This window comes from Spirosoma profusum, from assembly GCF_014699005.1.
Classification (GTDB): domain Bacteria; phylum Bacteroidota; class Bacteroidia; order Cytophagales; family Spirosomataceae; genus Spirosoma; species Spirosoma profusum.
The window spans coordinates 111,253-134,842 of record NZ_JACWZY010000022.1 but is presented as its reverse complement, the minus strand read 5'-3'; the positions used below and the strand labels follow the sequence as shown (position 1 = coordinate 134,842).

The following is a 23,590-nucleotide window of genomic DNA, read 5'->3' as shown; positions in this document are numbered from 1 at the left end:
GTATGCCGAATCAATGGACGGGAAAAGGAAATCCCTATACGAGAGCCGAAGTCAGAGAGCGATTACAGACTACGCTCAATTGCCAGAAAGCCATTATTGCCGCCGGTGCCGGAACGGGCATCAGTGCCAAATTCATCGAGAAAGGGGGTGCCGATCTGATTATTATTTACAACTCCGGGCGGTTCCGCATGTCGGGTCATGGCTCTACGGCGGGTCTGATGGCCTATGGAGATGCCAATGCCGTAGCGATGGAAATCGGTGAGTTTGAAGTGCTGCCCGTTGTTGAAGAAATTCCGGTGATTTGTGGAGTCCACGGCTCTGATCCCCGCCGACGGATGTGGCATCATCTATTGAAAGTGAAAGATATGGGGTTCTCCGGTGTTAATAATTTCCCCACGCATTGCATTGTCGACGGGCATTTCCGGCAGGTGCTGGAGGAAACCGGAATGGGTTTCGATAAGGAAGTTGAAATGGTACGTCTGGCGAGTAAAATGGATTTATTCTCCATCGTATACGTAGCAACGCCCGACGAAGCCCGCCAAATGGCTGAGGTAGGCGCCGACGCAATTATTGCCCACGTCGGAACAACCATCGGTGGGTCAATCGGCGTTACGGACGCAAGCTGTTCGATGGATGAAGCTGTCGAACGAACGCAAGCTATTATTGACGCAGGAAAGGCAATTAATCCCGACATCTTCTTCCTGGCGCACGGCGGTCCTATCAATACGCCCGACGATGTGCGCATCGTACTCGACCGAACGAACGTACAGGGTTTTGTAGGCGCTTCGTCGTTGGAACGTATGGGTGTAGAAGCATCTTTGACAGAATTGACCCGAAAATTCAAGTCGCTCACTCTGTAGAAAACTGTCTGTTGCACTTTTGCAAATTAGCCCAAACCCCCGAAGTTTGGGCTTGTTTTTGTACAGAACGTGAGTTAGGGATATTCTAAAATTAACTAATTGATTAATAGGGTCTTGCTGGTTTTTTGTCATCCTGACGCAGGAAGGATCTTAACGTGTCTTTATTCTCAGGTTAGGATATTTTAAGATCCTTCCTGCGTCAGGATGACAAAAAGTAGCTACCATAATTCACGTTAAATAGAAATTAATCAAAGGGTCAGCAATACGTTGGCTCATCCACTACTCCTGTTACAGAGAAAGTTAATTCATATGGGTAGTCCAATGCCAACTAACCATCCGGCGGCTATATCGACCTACGTAGCGCCGATTGTTCAATTCGGTAAAACAGTCCAATCGCTCTCCATTTATGCACTCAGCGCTACTTGTTATTGATTTCAGTTGGTTCCTCAATCCGTTGCCTGACTACTTTTACCCTGTTTCTTATCAGTAATCAACTACGTTCGCGCTTAACCAACTCTACTTTATGCAATGGCTATTTCTGGCAGTGTTCCTGTTTTTACTGTTACTGGGGGTGAACGGAGGGATATGGGCCTATTATTTGGGAGCTAAAAAAATAGCCGATCCAGTCGTTTTGGGGATAAGTTTAGCAACAGCACAATACGTTTTATTTACATTATTTGGAATAAGCTGCTTCCTGCTGGTATCGGTAGCCATTTGTCAGGAGCGCGTGAAAAGTCGTAAACGAGCCAAAAAATGTAAGAAATACCATTCGGCCCCGCTTTCTCAGGCAAAATGATTTGTAGCCAACGTCCGGCTGCTACAGGGCAATTACTGAATTGCCGATTCTCTTTCTTCACTCATTTATCCACTTTCACCTGACTGTTGGTGGATTGAAATTTGAAACCTATTCGCTGTCAGGTTAAGCGCGTTTAACGCAACTGTAAAACCAGATTGGCACGATTTTACGTACCTTTCCAGATAAAAATATGTTGAATGCGTCTTCTTTGCCTGTTCTTCTGTCTGCTGTCATTTTCAGCCTACGCACAACTCAAAGGCTGGCAGGAGATTACCATATCCGAAGGCTTATCGCAAGGTATGATCTATGATCTCAAACAGGATCAGAAGGGATTTATATGGGCAGCTACCAAAGATGGATTGAATCGCTATGACGGTTACAATTTTACTGTTTTTACCCACGATGCCTATAATAAATATAGTATCTCGTCGAATGCCTGCTCAACCTTATTAGTGGATCGCCGTGGGCGACTATGGATAGGAACGTTAAACCAGGGTCTCAATCTATATGATGACCGAACGCAGCGATTCTACCATATCGATATGAGTGACCCGGCATCACCCGACGCCGGTAATTACGAAATTATCTCACTAAACGAAGACCTTGAGGGAAATATCTGGGTGGGAACCAGTCAGAATAAACTCGTCAAAATTACACTATCTGATTCGCTTAAATCCGGCTACCCCAATCAGGCGAATGCCACTGGACTGGTTCAATTTAGCAGATTTTCATTCCCTTTTTTTGGTGCCGACATCCGAAACGCGCCCACGCATATTGTCTTTCATCCTGATGGGAAAGCGATGGTTAGTGCCGCCAGAGGATTGTTTTCGCTCAACTGGCAGCATCCAAAAGGAGCCACCCAAGTCGTCCAATTTGGTAGTATGGCTTCCCTGGTTCAGATTACGCCGAAAACTGCCCGGTCCGATTACTGGTTTGGATTCAGTTCCGATACGCTCATTGGTTGGCAAGGGAGCAAACACAGGATCATCCGGTTACCGCCCATCAAAAACTATAATGTGTATGTAGCCGCTATAGATGACCAGACAATAGCCGTAGCGACGCCCGACTTTTTGTGGCTGATGTCGCCTGAACAGCTCTTTGCACAGGACAGCTTGTCGTCGCGTAATGCATTTGCTATTATGCCGCCGAATGTCTTTGCCGTTTCTAAATTGCTCATCGATAAGACCGGCAATATCTGGGTGGGAACGGGCGGATATGGTCTGCGACGATTCAGTCCGCGTATTAAGCAATTTAAGACCTACCTTCAGAGTAGCTCACTCTCGTACATATTTCAGGATAAACAGGGGCAGACGTATGTTCGGGATCAGTTCGATTTTGGGCGATTAGACCGTTCCAGTAATCGTCGGATCAAGATTCCGTTTCGGGATAATGTCAGCACGGTTAAATACGATCATGCAAATTATTTCATGCAGGATCGTCGGGGTTTTTTCTGGGCATCAGTCAATAAATCCCAGACCAATTCCGCTTCCCATCAGTTCGTGAAGTTTTCGGAGAATTGGCAACGATTAAAAACGTATTTGCTGCCGCCCGGCACTGCTATTGGTCTCTACGGCAACCAAACCCGAGAAGACAAAGCGGGGCATCTCTGGATTGGAGCGATGAATGGGAAACTCCTTCGATTTGACCCGACCACCGAAACCTTTGCTACATTATCTTATCAGCATCTGTTGCCCCGACAGGCTGCCGAAGTCGAAACCTATTCTCTTTATTTCGACAAGGCCGGTACAGGCTGGATTGGTACGCAAAGCGGTCTTATCCGGGTCGAGCATCCACAGACAAAGCCAGTTTTTTCGGTTTATAAAAATGATGTTTCCAAACGCGAAAGCCTGAGTAACGATTTTGTATCAAGCACCATCGACGATCCTGATCAGCCTGAAAAATTCCTCTGGGTAAGTACAAAAGGCGGTGGACTGGAACGTCTCGATAAGCAGACGGGGCAGTTTCAGCATTTCACCGAAGCGCAGGGCTTACCCAATAAAGTAGTGTATGGAATCTTGACAGATGAGTTTAAAAACCTCTGGATGAGCACCAATCGGGGACTGACTCAATTTAACCCCCGAACACTTAAATTTCGGAATTATACCAAAGCCGATGGTCTTCAGGACGACGAATTCAACACGGGCTCGTTTCTTAAAATGGCATCGGGCGAGCTACTTTTTGGGGGCGTAAACGGGCTTACGGCTTTTCGACCAAAAGACGTAGCAGCTACTACGTCCGGTTCGACTCCGCTGGTTCATATCATCGGGTTAAAAATCAATAATGAAGCCGTTGCGGTAGGTACTCCTGATGGCATTTTACCAGAAAGCATCGAACAATCGCACCGGCTCGATTTGTCGCATACCCAAAACTTGGTGACGCTGGAATTTGCCCTGATGGATTACACCAATTCGACCAAAAATCAGTTTCGCTACCGGCTGGATGGGATCGATCAGGATTGGGTAGAGGCTGGCACCAATCGCTTCGCCAACTATGCGCAACTTCCCAGTGGTACGTATACGTTTGAAGTTGAGGGTTCGACGAATGGTGACGTCTGGAGTAAATCCGTTCCGCTGACCATTCGAATTCATCCACCGTTTTACCGCAGCTGGTGGGCGTATTTGCTGTATTTCTGTATTGTACTGATAATCGGCTGGCAGTTGTATCAATTCCAGAAACAACGGTGGATGCTGCAACAACAGGTAGCTTTTGAGCATAAAGAGGCCAGTCGGCTGGCGGAGCTTGATACGTTGAAAACGCAGTTTTTTACGAATATTTCCCATGAATTCCGTACTCCACTGACGTTGATTCTGGGCCCACTGACGGATTTGAAGCAACGGTTTCGGACCGAAAAGGTCGTTACGTTAACGGAACCGGTTGTTACGTTAATGCAGCAAAACAGTAATCGATTACTTAGTCTGATCAACCAGCTCCTCGACCTGAGCAAACTGGAAGCCAATCAACTTAAAGCAGAACCTCAACCGGGCAACATCGCTACGTTCTTCAGTACGCTTGCCTCTTCCTTCAGTTCGCTGGCGCAAAGTCGACAGATTCAGTTCTCGTTTACGCAACCACATATTCACCTTTGGGCTAGTTTCGATCGTGACAAGATTGAAAAAATAGTAACCAATTTATTGTCAAACGCTTTCAAGTTTACGCCAGCTGACAAACAGGTTCATCTACGTATCGACTACCCGTCTATAGGTGCAACCGGCGAGTTTGTCATTACCGTAGAAGATACCGGTATTGGCATTGCCCCGGCTAATCTGGGTGCCATATTTGAGCGTTTCTACCAGGTCGATAGTAAAGCGAATCGAATGTACGAAGGCACGGGTATCGGGTTATCGTTGGTCAACGAACTGGTAAAGGTGCTGGGCGGTACAATCACCGTCGCGAGTACGGAAGGCGTCGGTACGACGTTCACCGTTCGCCTGCCGCTTGTTGGAGTTGAGCAGCCAATGATAGGAGAGGAGATTCAATCGCCTGAACCGATGGAACGTAGTACGGTGCCTCAGGAAGTTCTGAACGATACGTTATCACCAGCCCCGGCCTCCGACAATTTGCTGCTCATTATCGATGACAACGCTGACATTCGAGCTTACGTACGTAGCGTATTTGAATCGGACTATCGCATCCTTGAAGCCGAAGATGGACTGGATGGTCTTGAGAAAGCAACGGCCACTCTGCCCAACATAATCATCTGTGACTTGATGATGCCCCGTCTCGACGGACTTGGCTTTTGTCGGTTACTGAAGAATCAGGAAGTTACCAGCCACATTCCTGTAGTGATGCTGACGGCGAAGGCAACCGTGGAAGACCGCATCGAAGGATTTGAACTGGGTGCCGACGATTACCTGACCAAGCCCTTCAACCAGTCGGAGCTTGCGGTTCGGGTACGTAATCTGCTTCAGAAGCAAGCCCGATTGCAGCAGTATTATAGCGGTAAAATTGAGGTGGCAAACGAAGCGATTAATGAGCCAGTTCACTCCCCGAAAGAAGACGCCTTTTTAAAGAAAGCGAATACTGTAGTGATGTCGAGGATAGCCGATAGCAGCTTTGGCGTGGAGGATTTTAGCCAGCAGATGAATATGAGCCAAAGCCAGTTGGTACGTAAACTAAAAGCACTGACTGGCCAGCCCGCTGTGGAGTATATACGTACTGTTCGACTGGAGCAGGCTGCTGAGCGACTGCGTCAGGGAGAGAGCGTTTCGGAAGCAGCCTATCAGGTAGGCTTTGAAAGTTTGTCGTATTTCACGCGCGTTTTTCAGGAAAAATATGGTGTATTGCCCTCCGCTTATGAATCATTGATTCAACCCAATAAAGACTAACTAAAGTTACTAATATTGTAAAATAATAAATTAAATAGGCCAATAATTGGTCTGTTTTTTATTATAAAACACTTAAAAGTGTAACGATGACGAAAATGAGCAAAGGATTGACGAAAGAGAGTTAACACCGGGCGCCTACTAACAGTCAATTTTACGCCTGTCAATCAGATAGCCTTATTGGCTGCGTCCCTACTCATTCTGGTCATGAAACACTACGTCTACCCGCTCATTTTACCTCTCTTTAACGGACCATCTCTATCGATGGGCAATGGCACCGCCAAAGCCTGGTTCATAACCGACATTCAGGGCAATCCAGCCTCCATCGGTTTTTCGCTGCGCAAAACAGCATTCGACAATTTGCCTGTTACGTTGTATACCACCGATCCCACACGCACCAGCATACGTATCAATGCCGATGGGAGACAGGACGTAGCGCTTATTGTATTCACCAAACGGTAAAGGCTTTCCGCTTCCTACACCCTTCCTCTTTTTTCCACTCAATTGATCTGGGATAGTGATTGGCTATCTCCAATAATTTCTACGTGAATCCTTAGTCTATACCGTTTATGAATTTTTATTTACCGACTTTTTCAGGCTTGTTACGTTTCCTGATGCCTTTGCCGCTCGTGGCATTGCTGAGTTTGTGTCTCACGACGCAGGCGCAGACTATCCGCTACGTTAAACCATCGGCTTCGGGTACCGGCGATGGTACGTCCTGGGTCAATGCTTCGGAAAACTTACAAACCATGATCAACGCCAGTACGTCGAATGATCAGGTTTGGGTGGCGGCTGGTACGTATACACCAACCTCTACAACCGGTCCCGACAGCCGGACTGTCAGCTTTTCAATGAAGAACGGAGTCGCTATCTACGGCGGCTTCGCAGGAACGGAAACGATCTTAACACAACGTAATACAGGTAGTAATTCGACCGTTCTCTCGGGTGAAATTGGTGATCCAACCAGCACGACCGACAACAGTTACCACGTCATCAGCAATACAAGCGTGAACAACACGGCTCTGCTGGATGGCTTCACCATTATGGGTGGACGGGCAAACGGTAGAAGTAGCAATAACACAACCACTGGAGGTGGAATGTTCAATACCGGCAGCGGTCCGAAGGTGGTTAACTGCCTTTTCATCGGTAATAGCGCGACTAACGGCGGAGGGGTTTATAACCTAAGCAGCAGTAACCCATCCCTCATCAACTGCGCGTTTCTGAACAACACGGCTAGCTCCGTAGGTGGGGCACTATATAATAATAATAGTAATCCGACGCTGACTAACTGTTCTTTTCAGGGCAATTCAGCAGTTATCAGCGGGGCTATTTATAATATAATAGGCACGACTACCTTAGTTAACAGCGTATTGTTTGGCAATGGCAGTAGTGTCATTAGTGGTAACGTATCGGCCAGTTACTGTTTGTTCGAAGCTACCGTAACGGGTTATTCCAGCGTAACGGGTAACATCACCACCAGAGTTACTCCTTTTGTGAGCACAAGCAGTGTCGCCCTAACCAACTGTACACTCGCTATCGATTCGGGCAATCCGACCACTACGTCGGCAACGGTTGGCCTCACCGATTTGGCAGGAAATCCTCGTTTCTATGCGAATGATCGGATCGATATGGGGGCCGTGGAATATCAGGGGATGGGAAACGGATTTGCCCTCTCACTCACCAGCGCCCCCAGTACTACGCTCTCCTGCGCTGCTACCAGCCTGACACTGACAGCGTCTGGCAGTGCTAATGGCCCGTTTTCCTACACGTTCGCACGGACTGGCGGGGGCGGAATTCTCAATCAGAACGTAACAGATGGAATCGCACAGATTAACGTAGCGGGGATCTATTCGGTAACCGCAACAAACGCAGTGGGTTGTAGCAATCCCAGTTCAATAACGATTGTCAGTACGATTCCGGTGGTCAGTAATCCAACTGTAAATACAGCCACTGTGGGCGTTCCCTTCAGTCAGACCTTTACTGCATCGGGTGGGGGCGTTAGTCCGTATAGTTTCAGTATAGTGGGTGGCAACGTACCATCCGGTCTGAATCTGTCAACGGCCGGTGTGCTCTCAGGTACGCCTGCGCAAAGTGGTAATTTCTTGATTGATGTGCAGGGAAAGGATGCCAACAACTGTATGACTAACGTATCAACGTTCCCGATAACGGTCTACATCCCTCCGCAACCCACCCTGTATGCAAAGGCAGGAGCCAGCGGCACGGGCAGCAGTTGGGCCGATGCATCGGGAGATATACAAACCCTGATTAACACACCGGGTGCACAACAGGTCTGGGTAGCGGCTGGTACGTATACACCTACAAGTACAACAGGTCAGGATAGCCGCACCGTAAGTTTTTCGATGAAAAGTGGCGTGGCGATTTACGGTGGTTTTGCCGGAACCGAAACTACGCTCAGCCAGCGAAACCCGGCGAATAACCCAACGATTCTGTCGGGCGAAATTGGCGATCCGACCAGCACGACTGACAACAGTTTTCATGTCATCTATAATAACAACCTAGACAGGACTGCTGTACTGGATGGTTTCACCATCACGGGTGGTTATGCTAGGAGCGGTAATACGTTTGAGTCGGTAGGAGCTGGTATGGCTAATGTTGTCAGCAGCCCGACGATAAGCAATTGCTGGTTTGATGGTAATTACGCGCCACTTAGCGGGGGGGGGATGTACAATGGGGATAACAGCAGCCCACTCGTGACGAACTGCGCGTTTTTGAGTAATACGGCGGCAGCCGGTGGTGGTATTTATCATGAAAATGGTGCTACAGACCTCATCAACTGTACATTTCAGGGAAATCAGGCAACAGTCAACGGTGGTGCCATCTCCACCTATGGCACTAGCCTTACCATTACCAACTGCATTCTTTTCAACAATGGGGGCGCTACTGGTTTATACAATAATGGTGGTCTTGTGCGGGCTCGTTACTCGCTGTTTGAAGTCGGGATGACGGGATACACCAGTCTAACCGGAAATGTCAGTGCCAGTAGTTCGCCCTTTGTGAGCACCACCGGTATCGCACTTAATTCTTGCGCTCCGGCCATCGACGCGGGTTCTCCAGCCAGTCAGACGGCTCTCAGCGGCCCCTATTCGTCAACAGCATTACCCGTAACCGATCTGGTCGGTAACCCCCGCATTTTTGGCAACGTAGTGGACATGGGAGCTGCTGAGTTTCAGGCAGCGGGCAATGGATTTGCTGTTACGTTATCGGCCAGCCCCAGTACCACCCTGACCTGCAAACAAACCTCCCTAACGCTCACCGCAGTGGGCAACAACGGTGCTCCATTCACGTATTCGTTTACGGGCGGAAGCATCATCAGCCAGAGTCAGTCGGCAGGTACGGCCGTTATCAATACGCCCGGTACGTATACCGTATCCGCAACGAATGCGCAGGGTTGCGCCAATGCACAAGTCATTTCCATCACCAGCAAAACGCTGATCGTGGTTTCGAATCCGACGGTCAATACGGCTACAGTCGGTGCTACGTTCAGTCAAACCTTTACGGCGTCTGGTACCGTAAGCCCATACAGCTTCAGTTTAGCCAGTGGAAGCCTGCCATCCGGTCTGAGTCTCTCAACAACTGGCATACTTTCCGGTACGTCGACCCAGAGCGGCAGTTTTTCATTAGTTGTGATGGCCCGTGATACTAATACGTGTACGGCTATTGGTTTAACCTACGTACTGACGATTCCTGTACCTCCCCCCACGCTCCGCTACGTTCGGGCAGGAGCCAATGGCGACGGAACCAGTTGGGCCAATGCATCGGGCGATTTGCAGAGTCAGATCAGTGCGACAGGTGTTTTGCAGGTTTGGGTCGGAGCAGGTACGTATAAACCAACCAGCACAACGGCACGTACCATTAGTTTCTCGCTGAAGAGTGGCGTGGCGATTTACGGGGGCTTTCCTGCTACGGGCACACCTGCTATGACAGACCGAAATCCGGGCAGTTTTACCACTATCCTCTCGGGCGAGATCGGCGATCCCAGTACTACAACGGATAACAGCTACCACATCCTTGTCGGTACTGGATTAGCAAATACGACAATCCTCGATGGGTTTATCATCACAGGTGCCAGAGGCCTTGGCGCATCAATCGTTGATGGTAATGGAGGTGGCCTCAGTATGTCGCAGAGTAGCCTGCAAATTCGGAATTGTGTATTTGTAGACAATTATGCTAACAACCGGGGTGCTGGCATCTACAGCTCTACAACCGACGTGTCGTGTAGCCCTCTGATAGTCAACTGCGCGTTTATCCGAAATACCGGCCCCAACATGGGAGGTGCCATCTACAATGGGGGATTTTTTGCGAACAATAGTCCTGTACTCATTAACTGCTCTTTCCTTGATAACACGGCTTTTTCGGGTGGGGCCATTTTTAATGAAGGCACTCAGACAACCTCCGTTCCGCAGCTTACCAACTGCATCTTTTTCGGAAATTATGCTTCCTCTATTTTCGGGAATACTACGTTCGGGAATAGCACCAATACGGTACCGCCTTCGGCTCGCTACTCCTTATTCGATGCTTCGACAACGGGTTACACGAGTGTAACCGGTAACATTACTACCACTACATCGCCCTTTGCCAGCACAGCCAACGTCATGCTGGCTGCTAATTCGCCTGCCATCGACGCGGGCGACCCTGCTACCACAACCGCTACGGTGGGTTTAACCGATCTGGCGGGTAATGTCCGGTTTGAAAACGGCCGGATCGACATGGGCGCTTATGAGTATCAGCCCTGCCCGTCGAATCTACTAACCAGTGTCAAAAACGGGAGCTGGAATGATCCTGCTACGTGGTCCTGCAATCAGGTGCCGGCTGCGGATAACGTAGTGACGATTGCCCATCAGGTTACGGTGCCCGCCAGCACGATGGTGAACTGCCAGCGTATCCGCTACGTAGCGCAGGGGCGATTAACCTTTAGCACTGGTGGTAAGGTCCGACTAGGGCAATAATGGCGCGTTACGTTTCGACTGACCCATCCAACTTAAAAATAGCATCCACTTCAGTAATCAAATTCGTGTAACCGTCAGGTACTTACAACGTATCTCTACCTGAGCACTTTAACTATCTTATTTATGAACTCACTTTTGCTTTTTCAGCAACGTATCACCAGTCTGCCGGTATGTGTACTACTCATGGTACTGCTTACGGTAAGCATCATTACCGAGGCACAAACGATCCGCTACGTTAAACCAACGGCAACTGGTACAGGCACCGGAGATAGTTGGGCCAATGCTTCTTCGAACCTCCAGGCGATGATTGATGTCAACGGTGTGCAGCAGGTCTGGGTGGCTCGTGGTACATACAAACCCACTACGAGTAACGACCGCACTATTGGCTTTAAGATGAAAAATGGGGTAACTATATACGGAGGCTTTGCTGCTACTGGTACCCCAACGTTTGCACAACGTAACCCCACCAGTTTCACGACGGTGCTCAGCGGGGATATTGGTACAGTGGGCACCACCGGCGATAACAGTTACCACGTAGTTAACAATGACCAGACGGGTATTGACAATTCGGCGGTGCTGGATGGCTTTGTCATCCGGAATGGTAATGCCAATGGCACTGGCAATGATATTGAGGGAGGTGGCATGATTAACGTGTTGACCAGCCCTACGGTGCGTAATTGTGTCTTCATCAGTAATCTGGCTTCTTCTTATGGTGGGGGGATGCTGAATTATAGCAGTAGCCCGATTGTCACTAACTGTAGCTTCCTGAATAATTCGACTAATCAGGGCGGGGGAATGTACAATGATGGCAGTAGCCCTGGTTTGACTAACTGTAGCTTTCAATCTAATACGGCTATAACTAGTGGCGGGGGGATATACAGTATTGGCGTCAGCAGCTTAACGGTAACTAATTGTAACTTTCAAGCTAATTCGGCTAATCAGGGTGGAGGAGTGTTCAATCAAGGCGGTACTCCAAATTTGACCAACTGCAGCTTTCAGAATAATTCGGCTGCTGATGGCGGGGGAGGAATATTTAATGCAGGCAACGGTGTTGTGACGTTAACCAACTGCGTGCTGTTTGGCAATGGTGCAATAAATACCATCACCAATACTAATTCTAGTAGTAACTCTCTGACGGCTACCTACTGCCTGTTTGAGAGTTCAGTGACGGGCTACTCCGGCAACAGCAACCTCACCACTGCCATCTTGCCCTTCGTCAGCAACACCGATGCCCGGCTTAACGCCTGTTCACCGGCCATCAATACCGGTAACAACGCGGCCAACTCCACTACCACCGATCTGGCGGGCAGTACGCGGGTGTTTGGCAGTAGCATCGATATAGGGGCTTATGAATATCAGAGCGCCCCCGTCACCCTTACCGTCAACAACCCCGGCGTCACTACTGCTAACGCTGGAACCTCTTTCAGTCAGAGCTTCTCCGTCAGTGGCGGCACAACTCCCTACAGTTTTACGCTCGGCAGTGGTACGTTGCCAAGAGGCTTGAGTCTGTCCTCTACGGGTGTGCTGAGTGGCATTCCCACTCAGAGCGGCAGTTTCACCATCACTGTACGAGGCACCGACGCCAGTGGCTGTACGAACCTGAGTTCGCCCTACGTATTGACTGTAACAGCCTCAGGAGGGCCAATCCGCTACGTTAAACCAACAGCCAGTGGCAGTGGCGACGGTAGTTCGTGGGGCAATGCTTCCTCGAACCTGCAAGCCATGATTGACCTCAGCAACAGTGGCCATGAAGTCTGGGTGGCGCAGGGTACGTACAAACCTGGTGGCGATGCCAACACCGATCCCAATCTAAGTTTCTCTATGAAGAACGGAGTGGCAATCTACGGGGGATTCCTGGGTAACGAAAACAGCTTGAATGAACGACCTGCCGTCAACCCGACTACTGGTCAGCCCAGCAATAGCATTCTGAGTGGTGAAATTGGTAATCCCGGTACGGTTGAAGACAACAGCCTGCACGTCATCGACAACCCACCGGGGCTGACACAATCGGCGGTGCTGGATGGCTTCGTGATTACCAAAGGATATGGGTTAAGACCAGAACAAAATCAGTACGAAGGTGGTGGTGGTGTGATAAACCGGGGTAACGGTAATGGTCAACTATGCAGCCCCACTTTCCAGAACTGCCTGTTTTTAGAGAATGCTGCAGGCGGTGGTGGCGGTATGAGTAATTTCGGGTACGATGGTGGAAACAGTAGCCCAGTATTGACAAACTGCGTGTTCCGAAATAATTCTGGTTTGAGCGGTTATGGAGGGGGCATCGTTAATTCTGTCTATAATGGAGGTACAAGTAATGTACGGATCAGCAATAGTTTGTTCATAAACAATTATGCGCTGTTCGGCGGAGGAATAGGCAATGGCGATGGGGGATTTACAGCGCTTAATCTGACTAACTGTTCGTTTATCGGCAACGAGTCGAATAATGGCGGAGGGGCACTGTACAGTTATCAGACCAGTCATTCGTTTACGATCACGAACTGTTCTTTTCAGGCTAACATCGCTGATTATGGGAATGTGATCTATACGTCTGGTAATGTCACCCTCACAAATAGTGTGGTATTCAACAATGGACCACTTAACCAACAGCCCATTATGGCACATAGTGGCGGTGTTGTGACGGCTACCTATACCTTGTCTGATGTGAATTTGGCGGGTACCGGCAATATAGTAACTACGGTTTCTCCTTTCGTCAGCACTACGTCTACCCAGCTCAAAGGTTGCTCTCCGGCCATCAACGCCGGTAACAGCGCAGTTTACAACGGGCCAGCCACCGATCTGGCGGGCAATACGCGAATGTTTGGCAGCACGATTGACATGGGTGCTTATGAGTATCAGGGAGCCCCCACGGCCATCAGCATAATTAATCCAGCGACAACAACAGCAGCACTGGGCAGCCTGTTCAGTGGTACGTTTACGGCGACTGGCGGCTCCGGTAATTATAGTTTCAGCATAACCAGCGGTGCGTTGCCTACCGGTATTTCGCTGGCTAGTACGGGTGTGTTGGGTGGTACGCCCACTCAAACGGGTAGTTATTCGATCACGGTTCGTGCCGTCGATGCCAGTGGTTGTTCAGGTTCGAGTGCTACGTATACGCTGGTGGTGAATCAGGCTGTCGCTACTATCGCTGGGCTGGCTGCTACGTCTAACACTGTATGTGTAGGAAGTCCTCTCACCATCACTGCCACCATCGGCAACGTAACGGGTAGTTATGCCTTCACGCTCACTAACGGCGCTAGCACTACCACGGGTACTACGTCCAGTACGTCGTTCAGCCAGAATATGACGGCGGCTGGGGCAGGTTCTCAGACATTCACGCTGACCATACTGGCTTCAGGACAACAAGCTTCATCGACCACCAACGTAACGGTCAATCCAATTCCTACGCCCACCTTATCGGCTAATTTTGGTGGTACGTTGACCTGCGCCCATACGTCTCTGACGCTGACGGCGGGCGGAGGTACTACGTATGCGTTCAGCGGACCGACTATAGTTAGTCAGAATCCAACGGCAGGCACAGCGGTAGTGAGTGCGAGTGGTACGTATTCAGTAGTCGTAACCTCATCGGGCTGTTCGGCTACGACATCGGTGCAAGTCAGTCAGGACAGCAGCGTGCCTACGGTAAGTATCTCACCCTCCATCGGAACGCCGACCGGTGTTACGTTAAGTTGTGCTACGCCAATGGTGAGTTTGAGTGCAGTGGGCAGTGGGACGTACCATTGGAGCACTGGGGCCATTACGTCGAGCATCAGCGCTACGTCAGCTAATACGTATTCCGTTACGTTGACAAGTGCCGATGGCTGCACCGCTACCACCAGTATCGTGGTGAGTCAGGATAATACCTTGCCAATGGTTTCCATCTCGGCTAATCCGTCGCTGACGATCACGCCCGGTCAAAGTGCGACCCTTACGGCTAGTGGCGCTGCTACGTATCGTTGGTCGACGGAGGTTACTACCAACTTCATTGTTGTCAATAACCCAGGTCCTTATTCGGTTACGGGTTCCGTTGGGAATTGCTTCGCTCAGGCGTCGGTTACGGTTTTCCAGACGACTCAGCCGACCGGTTCTTTCGCCATTACCGCCGTGACCACTAACAGCTGTAACCAGATTGGGGTTGATCGCTATGCAGTCGGTTTTACTCCTCAGTACGCTGGTCTTAACGGACAACCGGTCAGCGTTTCGGTGGTTAACGAGATGTTCCCAACTACGGCGCCGGGACCGTATACCCTCCTGTTGTACAATGATAATCCGACGATTGTCCTAAAAGCGCAGCAGGCAGGAACTGTCGGTGAAGTTTCGTTTAGCTACAACTGGCTGGCTAATTGTAACAATCCACAGTCCAACACGCCCCCTCGCGTCAATCAACCCCTGGTCGATCAGGTGGCTCGTGTAGGCGAAGGATTTGGCTACACCATTCCGCAGACGGCGTTTACTGATAATGAAACTCCGCAAAGTCTGGTGTTGTCGGTTGCTGGATTACCGGCGGGATTAAATTTTACGCCACCATACCAAATCGGAGGTGTTCCCGGAGTGTCGGGTGTGAGTAGTGTCACTGTTACGGCAACTGATCCGCAGGGGCTTTCGGTCAGTACCAGTTTCCGGCTGACGGTCGTTGAACAAACGGCGACCAATACTCCGCCAACGGTGGTCAATCCGGTGTCGAATCAGGTGGCCATCGTACAGCAGCCGTACAGTCTCAATCTGGCCACTACCTTCACCGATGCCCAGACACCGAATGCGCTCACTCTGACGGCCAGCGGGTTACCGACGGGTGTATCGCTGACCGGAACCACGCTGTCTGGTACGCCTTCGCAGACCGGTACGTCTACCGTTACGTTGACGGCAACCGATCCGGATGGACTCACCACAAATACCAGCTTCGGTTTCACGGTGCAGCCTGCGTCAGTAACGGCAACCGGGCCTTTCGCGATCACGGGTGTTAATCCGATCACCTGTACCCAGTTGAGTAGTAACCGATATGCCATAAGTTTTATGCCTCAGTATGCGGGTTTGAACGGACAAACCATCAATTTTCAAGTGGTTAATGAGATGGCTCCTACAACGGCACCGGGGCCATATTCGCTCCAGCTTTACAATGACAATCCGACGATTGTGTTGAAAGCCAGCCAGGACGGTAGTGCGGGTGAGGCATCATTTAGCTATAACTGGCTAGCCACTTGTACCAATCCCCAGCCCAATACACCTCCTCGTGTCAATCAGCCGCTGACCAATCAGGTGGCTAAGGTCGGCGAAGGGTTTGGCTACACCATCCCGCAAACGGCGTTTACAGATAATGAGTCACCTCAAAGTCTGGTCTTATCAGTCACTGGTCTACCGGCGGGCTTGAATTTCAGTTCGCCAACTCAGATTGGCGGAGTACCAAGTGTGACGGGCGTGAGTACAGTGGTCGTCACGGCCACTGATCCACAGGGATTGAGTGTGAGTACGAGTTTTCTGCTGACGGTCAATCCAGCAAACGCAAACAATGGATTTGCTATCACGGGCGTGCAAACACTGAGTTGCGTAACTATCAGTGCCAACAAGCGGGCCATTGCGTTCACTCCTCAGTATAGCGGTCTAACGGGTGAGCCGGTGAGTTTCTCGGTAGTCAATGAACTGCTGCCCACTATCGCATCGGGTCCTTACTCGTTGACGCTGTACACCGATAATGTGACGCTTCAACTGCAGGCTCAGCAGGGTAACAGCACAACCAGTTATACCTACAACTGGCTGGCGGCATGTGGTTCTAATAGTCGACAGGGGATAATGGAATCAGGAACAGGTTTACAGGTTCGCGTACTGGGCAATCCGGTAGAAGGCGACTGGATGCGCGTGCAAATCAGCGGTGTTTCGGGGCAAAAGGTCGATCTGGGCCTGGTTGATCAACAAGGGAAACTCGTTGCCAAACAGCAGCTTTCGGAAGCTGGTCAAACCGATACAGTTAGTCTGCCGATACGTGGGCAATCAGGGTTACTTATTCTGAGTGTACAAACGAATCAGCAGCGTCAGCAACTGAAAGTGATTATCCGTTAAGTGAACCGAGTGCTCAGGAATCCTCAGTACTGTCTGGGGCTTCCTGAGCACTTAATCTAGTGAACGTAAATAATAGCTAAATCAACGCATTGCTGACGCTTAGGGCTTCGACAGGCTCAGCCTGACAAGCCAATTTGAGTCAGCAAATTCAAGTAGACTGTCAGGCTGAGCCTGGTCGAAGCCAATGCACTGTAAACGAATTGGCGAATTGAGCCATCAATCCAGAATTTACGTTAGTTAAGGAATTTTTTGCCAGTGAGAACCGACAAATTGGGATTTAATGCCTGACCTTCGTATGACGAATAAACCAGCGAGCCGCAGCCTTTTGGAGTCCGTCGTAATCTGAGTCATTGTCAGAAGCCCAGGCGATAAACCCATCAGGACGTATCAGTACAGCGCTTACACCTAATTGATCTTTTGCGCTGCCTGCGATATAGTTGATCTGCCCTTCGTATTCACTTGCCAGCGCTTTACGTAACGTAACACTTTCAAAGTCAAGTAGTATGCCTCGACCATCATACATGCGTTCGCCAATCGTTGTACCGTCTTCCAGCTCAAAATTGGGAACGCTACGTCCTACAAAAGGGTGATCTCCTCCGAGGGTATAGTGTGTGAAAATGCCCCACACTCGTCCTGCAAAATAAGTAGCTCCATCGGGCGTATTCATAAGATCGCGGACAATTGCATTCAGCGCGCGGCCATAGGCATCGGGTCTCATGATGGCAACCTGAGCGCGTGACCAATCCAGAACGTGCGCGGCAATAGGATGTCGTTCAGTGAAATAACTGTCCAGCAAGCCTTCCGGCGCTTCTTCGTGGATGGTTGCAGCGAGCTTCCAGCCCAGATTCATGGCATCGCCCAGCCCGAGGTTAAGTCCCTGACCCCCCAACGGCGCATGAATGTGGGCCGCATCGCCCGCTAAAAGTACCCGTCCGTTTCGGTACGTAGTGGCCTGCCGCGCCCGGTCGGTCCAGGTGGTTGCAATATGCAGGGCGCTGATTGTTACATCGGTGTTCGATACGTGACGTAGCACCGCCTGAATGTGTTCACGCGTGACGGGTTTTCCTGAACTATGAAACACACCGCCATCGAAATCCTGAATCATTACATATCCTGGCTGCGATTGCAGGTACATTCCGGTTGGTGTTACGTTCCGGCCTGGGCTTAGCTTCTCCAGGTCAACAATGTCAACCTGAGTCGTGTAGCCAGTAAATTCGGGTTCCGTACCGGCAAAGTCAAAACCACCCACTTTGCGAACAACACTGCGGCTTCCATCGCAACCCACGAGCCATTTGCTATAAAAAGATTGATTGCCTGACTGAACAGTTACCCCGTCCTCGGTTTGATGAAAGTCAGTGGTGGCGAACCCGCATCGGATGTCTACGCCCAGGGTTTCTGCCCGGCGGGTCAGTATCGTTTCAAGCTCCTGCATTTCAGAAATTAAGCTGGTATCGGTCGAGCTGGGTAGACGATACGTCCATTGGGAGGTGTCGATATCGCCCTCATGAAAGGGGATACCAGCGAAGTGTCCAACCTGACGACGCGACCCGTGTTCGGCATGCTGGTGGGGATTTTTAAGGCGTTTATGTACGTCAAGTTCGTTTAGCAACCCACGGCGGTAAAGTGCTTCAATCGTAGGCGCCGATAGTCCTCGTATTCCGAACGGAAGTCGCTTTAAGGGCGAGTGCGGATTTTCTGCCTTTTCCAGTACCAGAACGGAACAGTTGGCCAGGGCCAGTTCACAGGAGAGAAACAGACCTACCGGACCTGCTCCAGAAATAATTACGTCGTAAATAGGCTGATTTTGTGCGGATTGCATACGTTCGAGTGTCATTGTCATATAGGATGATTGTGACACAAAATTCGGGAATGCGCCTGCGTCAGTCTTGTATAAACGCGACAAAATCGGGGCTTGCAGCCGGTTTTCCTTTCTTTGCTTTTCGGGCGAATGCCGCTGGCGTAGTGCCACTGTATCGCTTGAATTCCCGGCTCAGGTGCGATTGGTCCGTATAACCGAGCTCATGTGCTAAGCCAGCAAGGTTGACATCTGGATGGAGCCACAAGTGGTTTCGTACCCGCTCGAAGCGCATCAGACCGGACACGTCTTTAACAGAATAGCCAGACGATTGCTTGAACTTTCTTTCCAGCGTACGAACCGTCGCATGAGCTGCGGCTGCTACCTGGCTTACCGGCATGGTGCCGTTTGCGACCTGCATAGCAACTCCAGCTTTGAATAGCATGCTGTCCATCTTAATCTGCATGTGTATATTCAGGAAATACTGTTTCACCTGAGCCAGCGCTTCTTCTATCCGACCAGCATGAATCGACTTCTCCAATGAGGATTGAAGTTGGGCGATAGAATGCTTCACGATGCGCACTCCAATTTTTCCAGATGGTAATCCGAGCAAATCGAACACGGTCCACGGAAAGCATCGAATACCAATTATTTCCAAGCGGTTTTTTGTGTAAAAAAGAACAGGCTCATTGAGCAGGCCCATCATAAACGGGGATGGCAATGGCTGCAAGTCGCCATTATGAGAAATACTGCTGAGGCTTCCGAAATGAAAAATAATTTCAGCGTAGCCATCAGGTACTACCTCAAAACTCGATTGCAATTCTCCGAAGTCTCTACTGTTATACCAAAAGCATTTTATGGTATCGCTTAGCGCTTCAGAGGGGTCGAATTCCTGGTGATGCATATCGACAGGTAGCATAGTTGAGGTGTATAAGGTACACGTATCATGGTTGGTTAATTGCCTACTTTTTAACGGACTACGTCTTTAATCGCCAGCGTCTGTTACTTACTGATATGCGATTCAGATGCCTATGTAGACTTAAAATAACCGTCGTATTCCGATGCCTAAAATGAGCAAATGAATGCTTAATAAGGACTAATGTAAAAGCATTAAAACCGCTTAGTTTTGTCTTACGTCAAGGTTACCACCTGACTACATTAAATCTAACCCATAAAATGATAGCAAAATTTACGTACCCTCCAAAGGCTTGCGCCGTTGGCTATAGCCTTTTGCTTGGCTTCCTCTGTTGGTTGGGCCTCCCAACTACCGTCCTTGGGCATCCGCATTCAACTAGTTTCAGCGATATCGGTGCCAATCAACCACCCGTTGCCGTTGCTACGTCCACTACGTTAACGGGTAGTTCACCGCTCAGCGTTACCTTTACCGGTAATAAATCGTACGATCCCGACGGCGACCCCATTACGTACCTATGGGACTTTGGCGATGGCACTACGTCCACCCAGGCCAACCCTGTTCATGTCTTTACGCAAACGCGGGGAAAGCAGGGAGTTATTGTTCAGAGCTACACCGCCAAACTTACGGTGTCTGACAATAAAGGAGGTATCAGTGTAAGTACCAACTTCTATGTCAGCATCCCAAACACCCCGCCAACGGCCAAGATTTATTATCCGACCAATAATGACAGGTATGCCGTCGACAAAGCGACCGTTTACACCGCAATCCCGACCGTTACCGATGAGTTTGCTACTGAACTAACCTACGTTTGGACAGTAAAGCTGCGACGTAACAATCGGGACATGCTGGTGAGAACCACTGGAGGAGGTAATCCAAAATTCGATATCTTACCGATTGGCTGTGATGGAGACGTTTCATACTACGTTATTTCGTTGCAAGTGAAGGATTTAGGTGGGCTTTCCTCAACGGTAGATTCCGTTAAAATTTACCCTGATTGTAGCACACCTACGCTTAATGTGGCTACCCTGACAGCGACTCAGCTCAATACTACCAGTGTACGGCTCAACTGGATCAACCCCAGTACTTCGTTCGACGATGTACTGGTAGTAGGGAAAGCCGGGTCGGGTTTCACCGATATTCCTAACAGTGCTACGTACGCTACCAGCAATAGTTTCACCGCTACGGGCACAGTAGCCCTTGGTGGCAAGGCTTTATATCAGGGTACGTCTACTTCGTTGGTAGTAACTGACCTGACACCGGGGCAAACCTATTATTTTCGAGTCTACACCCGCAAAGGAACGGCTCCCTCAACTGGCGCCGTGTGGAATGCCGGTATAGAGGTAAACGCGAAAGCATCGACTCCCAATCAACCACCTGTGGCGGTGATTACAGCGAGCTCGCTAACGGGTACGTCGCCCCTGAGCGTGACCTTTACTGGCAACAAATCTTACGACCCCGATGGTGATCCAATTACCTACAGTTGGGATTTTGGCGATGGCAGCTCGTCTAGCGTAGCCAATCCCGTCCATGTATTTACCCCAATTCTGGGTAAAGGGGGATACCCACAAACGAGTTTTATGGTTAGGATGTCTGTGGGCGATAACAAAGGAGGATATAGTGGATTTCAGACAATCAGTGTGAGTGTTACTAATCCACCTCCGACGGCCAAGATTACGACGCCAGTAAACCTATCAAAGTACGCGCTCAACATGACCACCAGTTATACGCTGGCCGCTACTGTTACCGACGATGTGCCCGACAGGGTGAACTATCTTTGGCAGGGAAAATTGCGCATTAACGGCAAGGATCAATACCCAACCTACATGACGGGCACTAATCCTGTATTTACGGTCTCACCCGTAGGTTGCGACGGTATTGACGATTACTACTACGTATTTACGCTGAAGGTGACGGATATAGGCAACCTCACGGCCCAAGATTCGGTTAAGATTTACCCCGACTGCAACTCGCCTAAGCTAAATGTTACCGGCCTGACGGCCACTACACTCACGAGCAGCAGTGTACGGCTCATCTGGACGAATCCGACAATCCCCTTCGATAAAGTGCTAGTTGTGGGTAAGCCCGGCTCAACTATCCTTGGCTATATACCTGATCCTAATTCAGTTATTAGTACAGTCAGCTCTAGCTTCACAGCTAACCCAGCGACTTACCCAGCAGATGCTGCCAGGGTACTTTATTTGGGTACGGGAAATTCGGTGGTAGTAACTGACCTGACGCCAGGGCAACTTTATTATTTCCGGGTCTCTGCCCATTCAGATGGCTGGTCGGGTGGGGTAGAAGTGAATACAAAATCGTCGACCGTCAACCGTCCGCCCGTGGTCGTGGCTACGTCTACCTCGCTAACGGGTACTTCACCTTTGAGTGTTACGTTCACTGGCGATAAATCTTCTGACCCCGACGGTGATCAGCTTTTCTATGAGTGGGCGTTTAGTGATGGTACGTATCTGAACGTAGCAAATCCTGTGAAGGTATTTACTACACAAACCGGGCAGCACGGATCAGGAACCATCAACAATTTTACGGCTCAACTCACAGTGACGGATAGTAAAGGGCAACGTAGCACAAGTCAGGTATTTAACATCTCGCTCAACTCGACTTCAGGCTCTGTTTTGACCGTTGAACCCGACAAATGCTACCGGCTGGTATCGCGGGTGAGTGGAAAGGTGCTGGGCGTAGAGGGCGGCTCCCTGGAGGATGGCGCTTTGGTTCGCCAACGTACCGACGCCAATCAGCAATCGCAGCGGTGGCGGTTCGAAGCTACAAACAATGGTTACTATAAAATCGGCGCGGTGCACAGTAACAAAGTCATCGACGTATTGTGGGGATCGCAGCAAAATGGCGCTGCCCTTCAGCAATGGACGTTCAACGGAAACTGGAGTTATAACCAGCATTTTGCCCTGCTACGTAACACCAGCGGTTATTTCCAGATTGCGGCCCGTCACTCAGGCAAGGCACTCGAAGTTCAGAATGGTAACTCAGATGAAGGAGGTTTAGTTGTTCAGAATACGCCGAACGGGGGTAATAATCAGCAGTGGCTCATTGAAGAACGCGCCTGTACGACCATTACGTCTCCACCTTCGTCTACCACTACCGCGCCACCACCAACTTCGGTCGTCAGTATCGATCCGGCCAAGTGTTACCGCATCCAGTCACGTAGCAGTGGGCTGGTACTGAACGTACCGAATGGTTCCTACGACGATGGGGCCAACCTGCGGCAGAACGCCAATGTCGATCAGGCATGGCAAAAGTGGCGGCTAATCCCGACTGACGGTGGCTATTACAAAATGGTGGTACTGCACAATCAGAAAGGAATTCAGGCGCCCAGTTTCTCGACGGCCGATGATGTGTTGCTGGAACAGTGGACGTATTGGGGAGGCAGTCATCAGCAGTGGGCTGTGCAACGTAACGCTGAGGGTTTCTATACGTTCAGCAATCGTAATTCTAACAAAGCCATCACTGTTCGGAATGCCAGTACGACTGACGGTGCTGCAATCATTCAGCAGACGCTGGGAACGGGCCAGAATCAGCAATGGAGCGTTTCCGAAACGACGTGTCCGGCAGGGGCCAGATCAGGCGTGGAGGAGGTGATTGCTACGTTTGGTATGTGGCCCAATCCAGCCAGCGACCATGTATTGATTGATCTGCGTCCGGCTCTTGGTCAGCCGGTTGGCCTGCAACTTAATGATCTCTCAGGCCGCCCGCTTCAACGCACGCATCTCGAAGCAGCCCCCGCAGAGCCGTACCGTTTCGGGCTTGGACAGCTACCGGATGGACTTTACTTAATGCAGATTAAACCTGCCGGACAAGCGGCCACTACGTTACGGGTATTAATCCAGCGATAATAGGTAAAGTACTTTCATACTTC

9 protein-coding genes are annotated in these 23,590 nt (G+C 50.0%); 7 read left to right on the top strand and 2 right to left on the bottom strand.

Annotation, left to right across the window (positions count from 1 at the left end; all coding sequences use genetic code 11):
* Positions 1 to 2: 2 nt before the first annotated feature.
* The 6 genes from IC229_RS23110 to IC229_RS23085 all read left to right on the top strand — a co-directional run bounded on the left by IC229_RS23110 (position 3) and on the right by IC229_RS23085 (position 16,993).
* Positions 3 to 860 (top strand): phosphoenolpyruvate hydrolase family protein, encoded by an 858-nt coding sequence (locus IC229_RS23110; protein ID WP_190889390.1) that lies wholly within the window; start codon positions 3 to 5, stop codon positions 858 to 860.
* Between the two features lie 523 nt (positions 861 to 1,383).
* Positions 1,384 to 1,656 (top strand): hypothetical protein, encoded by a 273-nt coding sequence (locus IC229_RS23105; RefSeq protein WP_190889389.1) that lies wholly within the window; start codon positions 1,384 to 1,386, stop codon positions 1,654 to 1,656.
* 197 nt (positions 1,657 to 1,853) lie between these two features.
* Positions 1,854 to 5,981, top strand: a complete 4,128-nt coding sequence (locus IC229_RS23100) for a hybrid sensor histidine kinase/response regulator transcription factor (RefSeq protein ID WP_190889388.1) — start codon at positions 1,854 to 1,856, stop codon at positions 5,979 to 5,981.
* A gap of 204 nt (positions 5,982 to 6,185) precedes the next feature.
* Positions 6,186 to 6,440: a hypothetical protein gene (locus tag IC229_RS23095; RefSeq protein ID WP_190889387.1), complete on the top strand. Its 255-nt coding sequence runs from the start codon at positions 6,186 to 6,188 to the stop codon at positions 6,438 to 6,440.
* 107 nt (positions 6,441 to 6,547) lie between these two features.
* The gene (locus IC229_RS23090; RefSeq protein ID WP_190889386.1) at positions 6,548 to 10,945 is read left to right on the top strand and encodes a beta strand repeat-containing protein; all 4,398 of its coding nucleotides are present in this window, start codon (positions 6,548 to 6,550) and stop codon (positions 10,943 to 10,945) included.
* Positions 10,946 to 11,068: 123 nt separating this feature from the next.
* Entirely contained in the window at positions 11,069 to 16,993 is a 5,925-nt protein-coding gene (locus tag IC229_RS23085; protein WP_190889385.1) for a putative Ig domain-containing protein, read from the top strand.
* A gap of 277 nt (positions 16,994 to 17,270) precedes the next feature.
* Here the strand turns inward: IC229_RS23085 and IC229_RS23080 are convergent, their stop codons facing one another.
* Positions 17,271 to 18,827 (bottom strand): FAD-dependent monooxygenase, encoded by a 1,557-nt coding sequence (locus IC229_RS23080; protein ID WP_223834151.1) that lies wholly within the window; start codon positions 18,825 to 18,827, stop codon positions 17,271 to 17,273.
* A gap of 46 nt (positions 18,828 to 18,873) precedes the next feature.
* Positions 18,874 to 19,707, bottom strand: coding sequence for a helix-turn-helix domain-containing protein (locus IC229_RS23075; RefSeq protein WP_223834150.1), 834 nt, complete (start codon positions 19,705 to 19,707; stop codon positions 18,874 to 18,876).
* A gap of 257 nt (positions 19,708 to 19,964) precedes the next feature.
* Here IC229_RS23075 and IC229_RS23060 point away from each other — a divergent pair, with 257 nt between their 5' ends.
* A complete protein-coding gene (locus IC229_RS23060) occupies positions 19,965 to 23,567 on the top strand; it encodes an RICIN domain-containing protein (protein WP_317171620.1) in 3,603 nt (1,200 codons plus the stop codon).
* Positions 23,568 to 23,590: the final 23 nt, after the last annotated feature.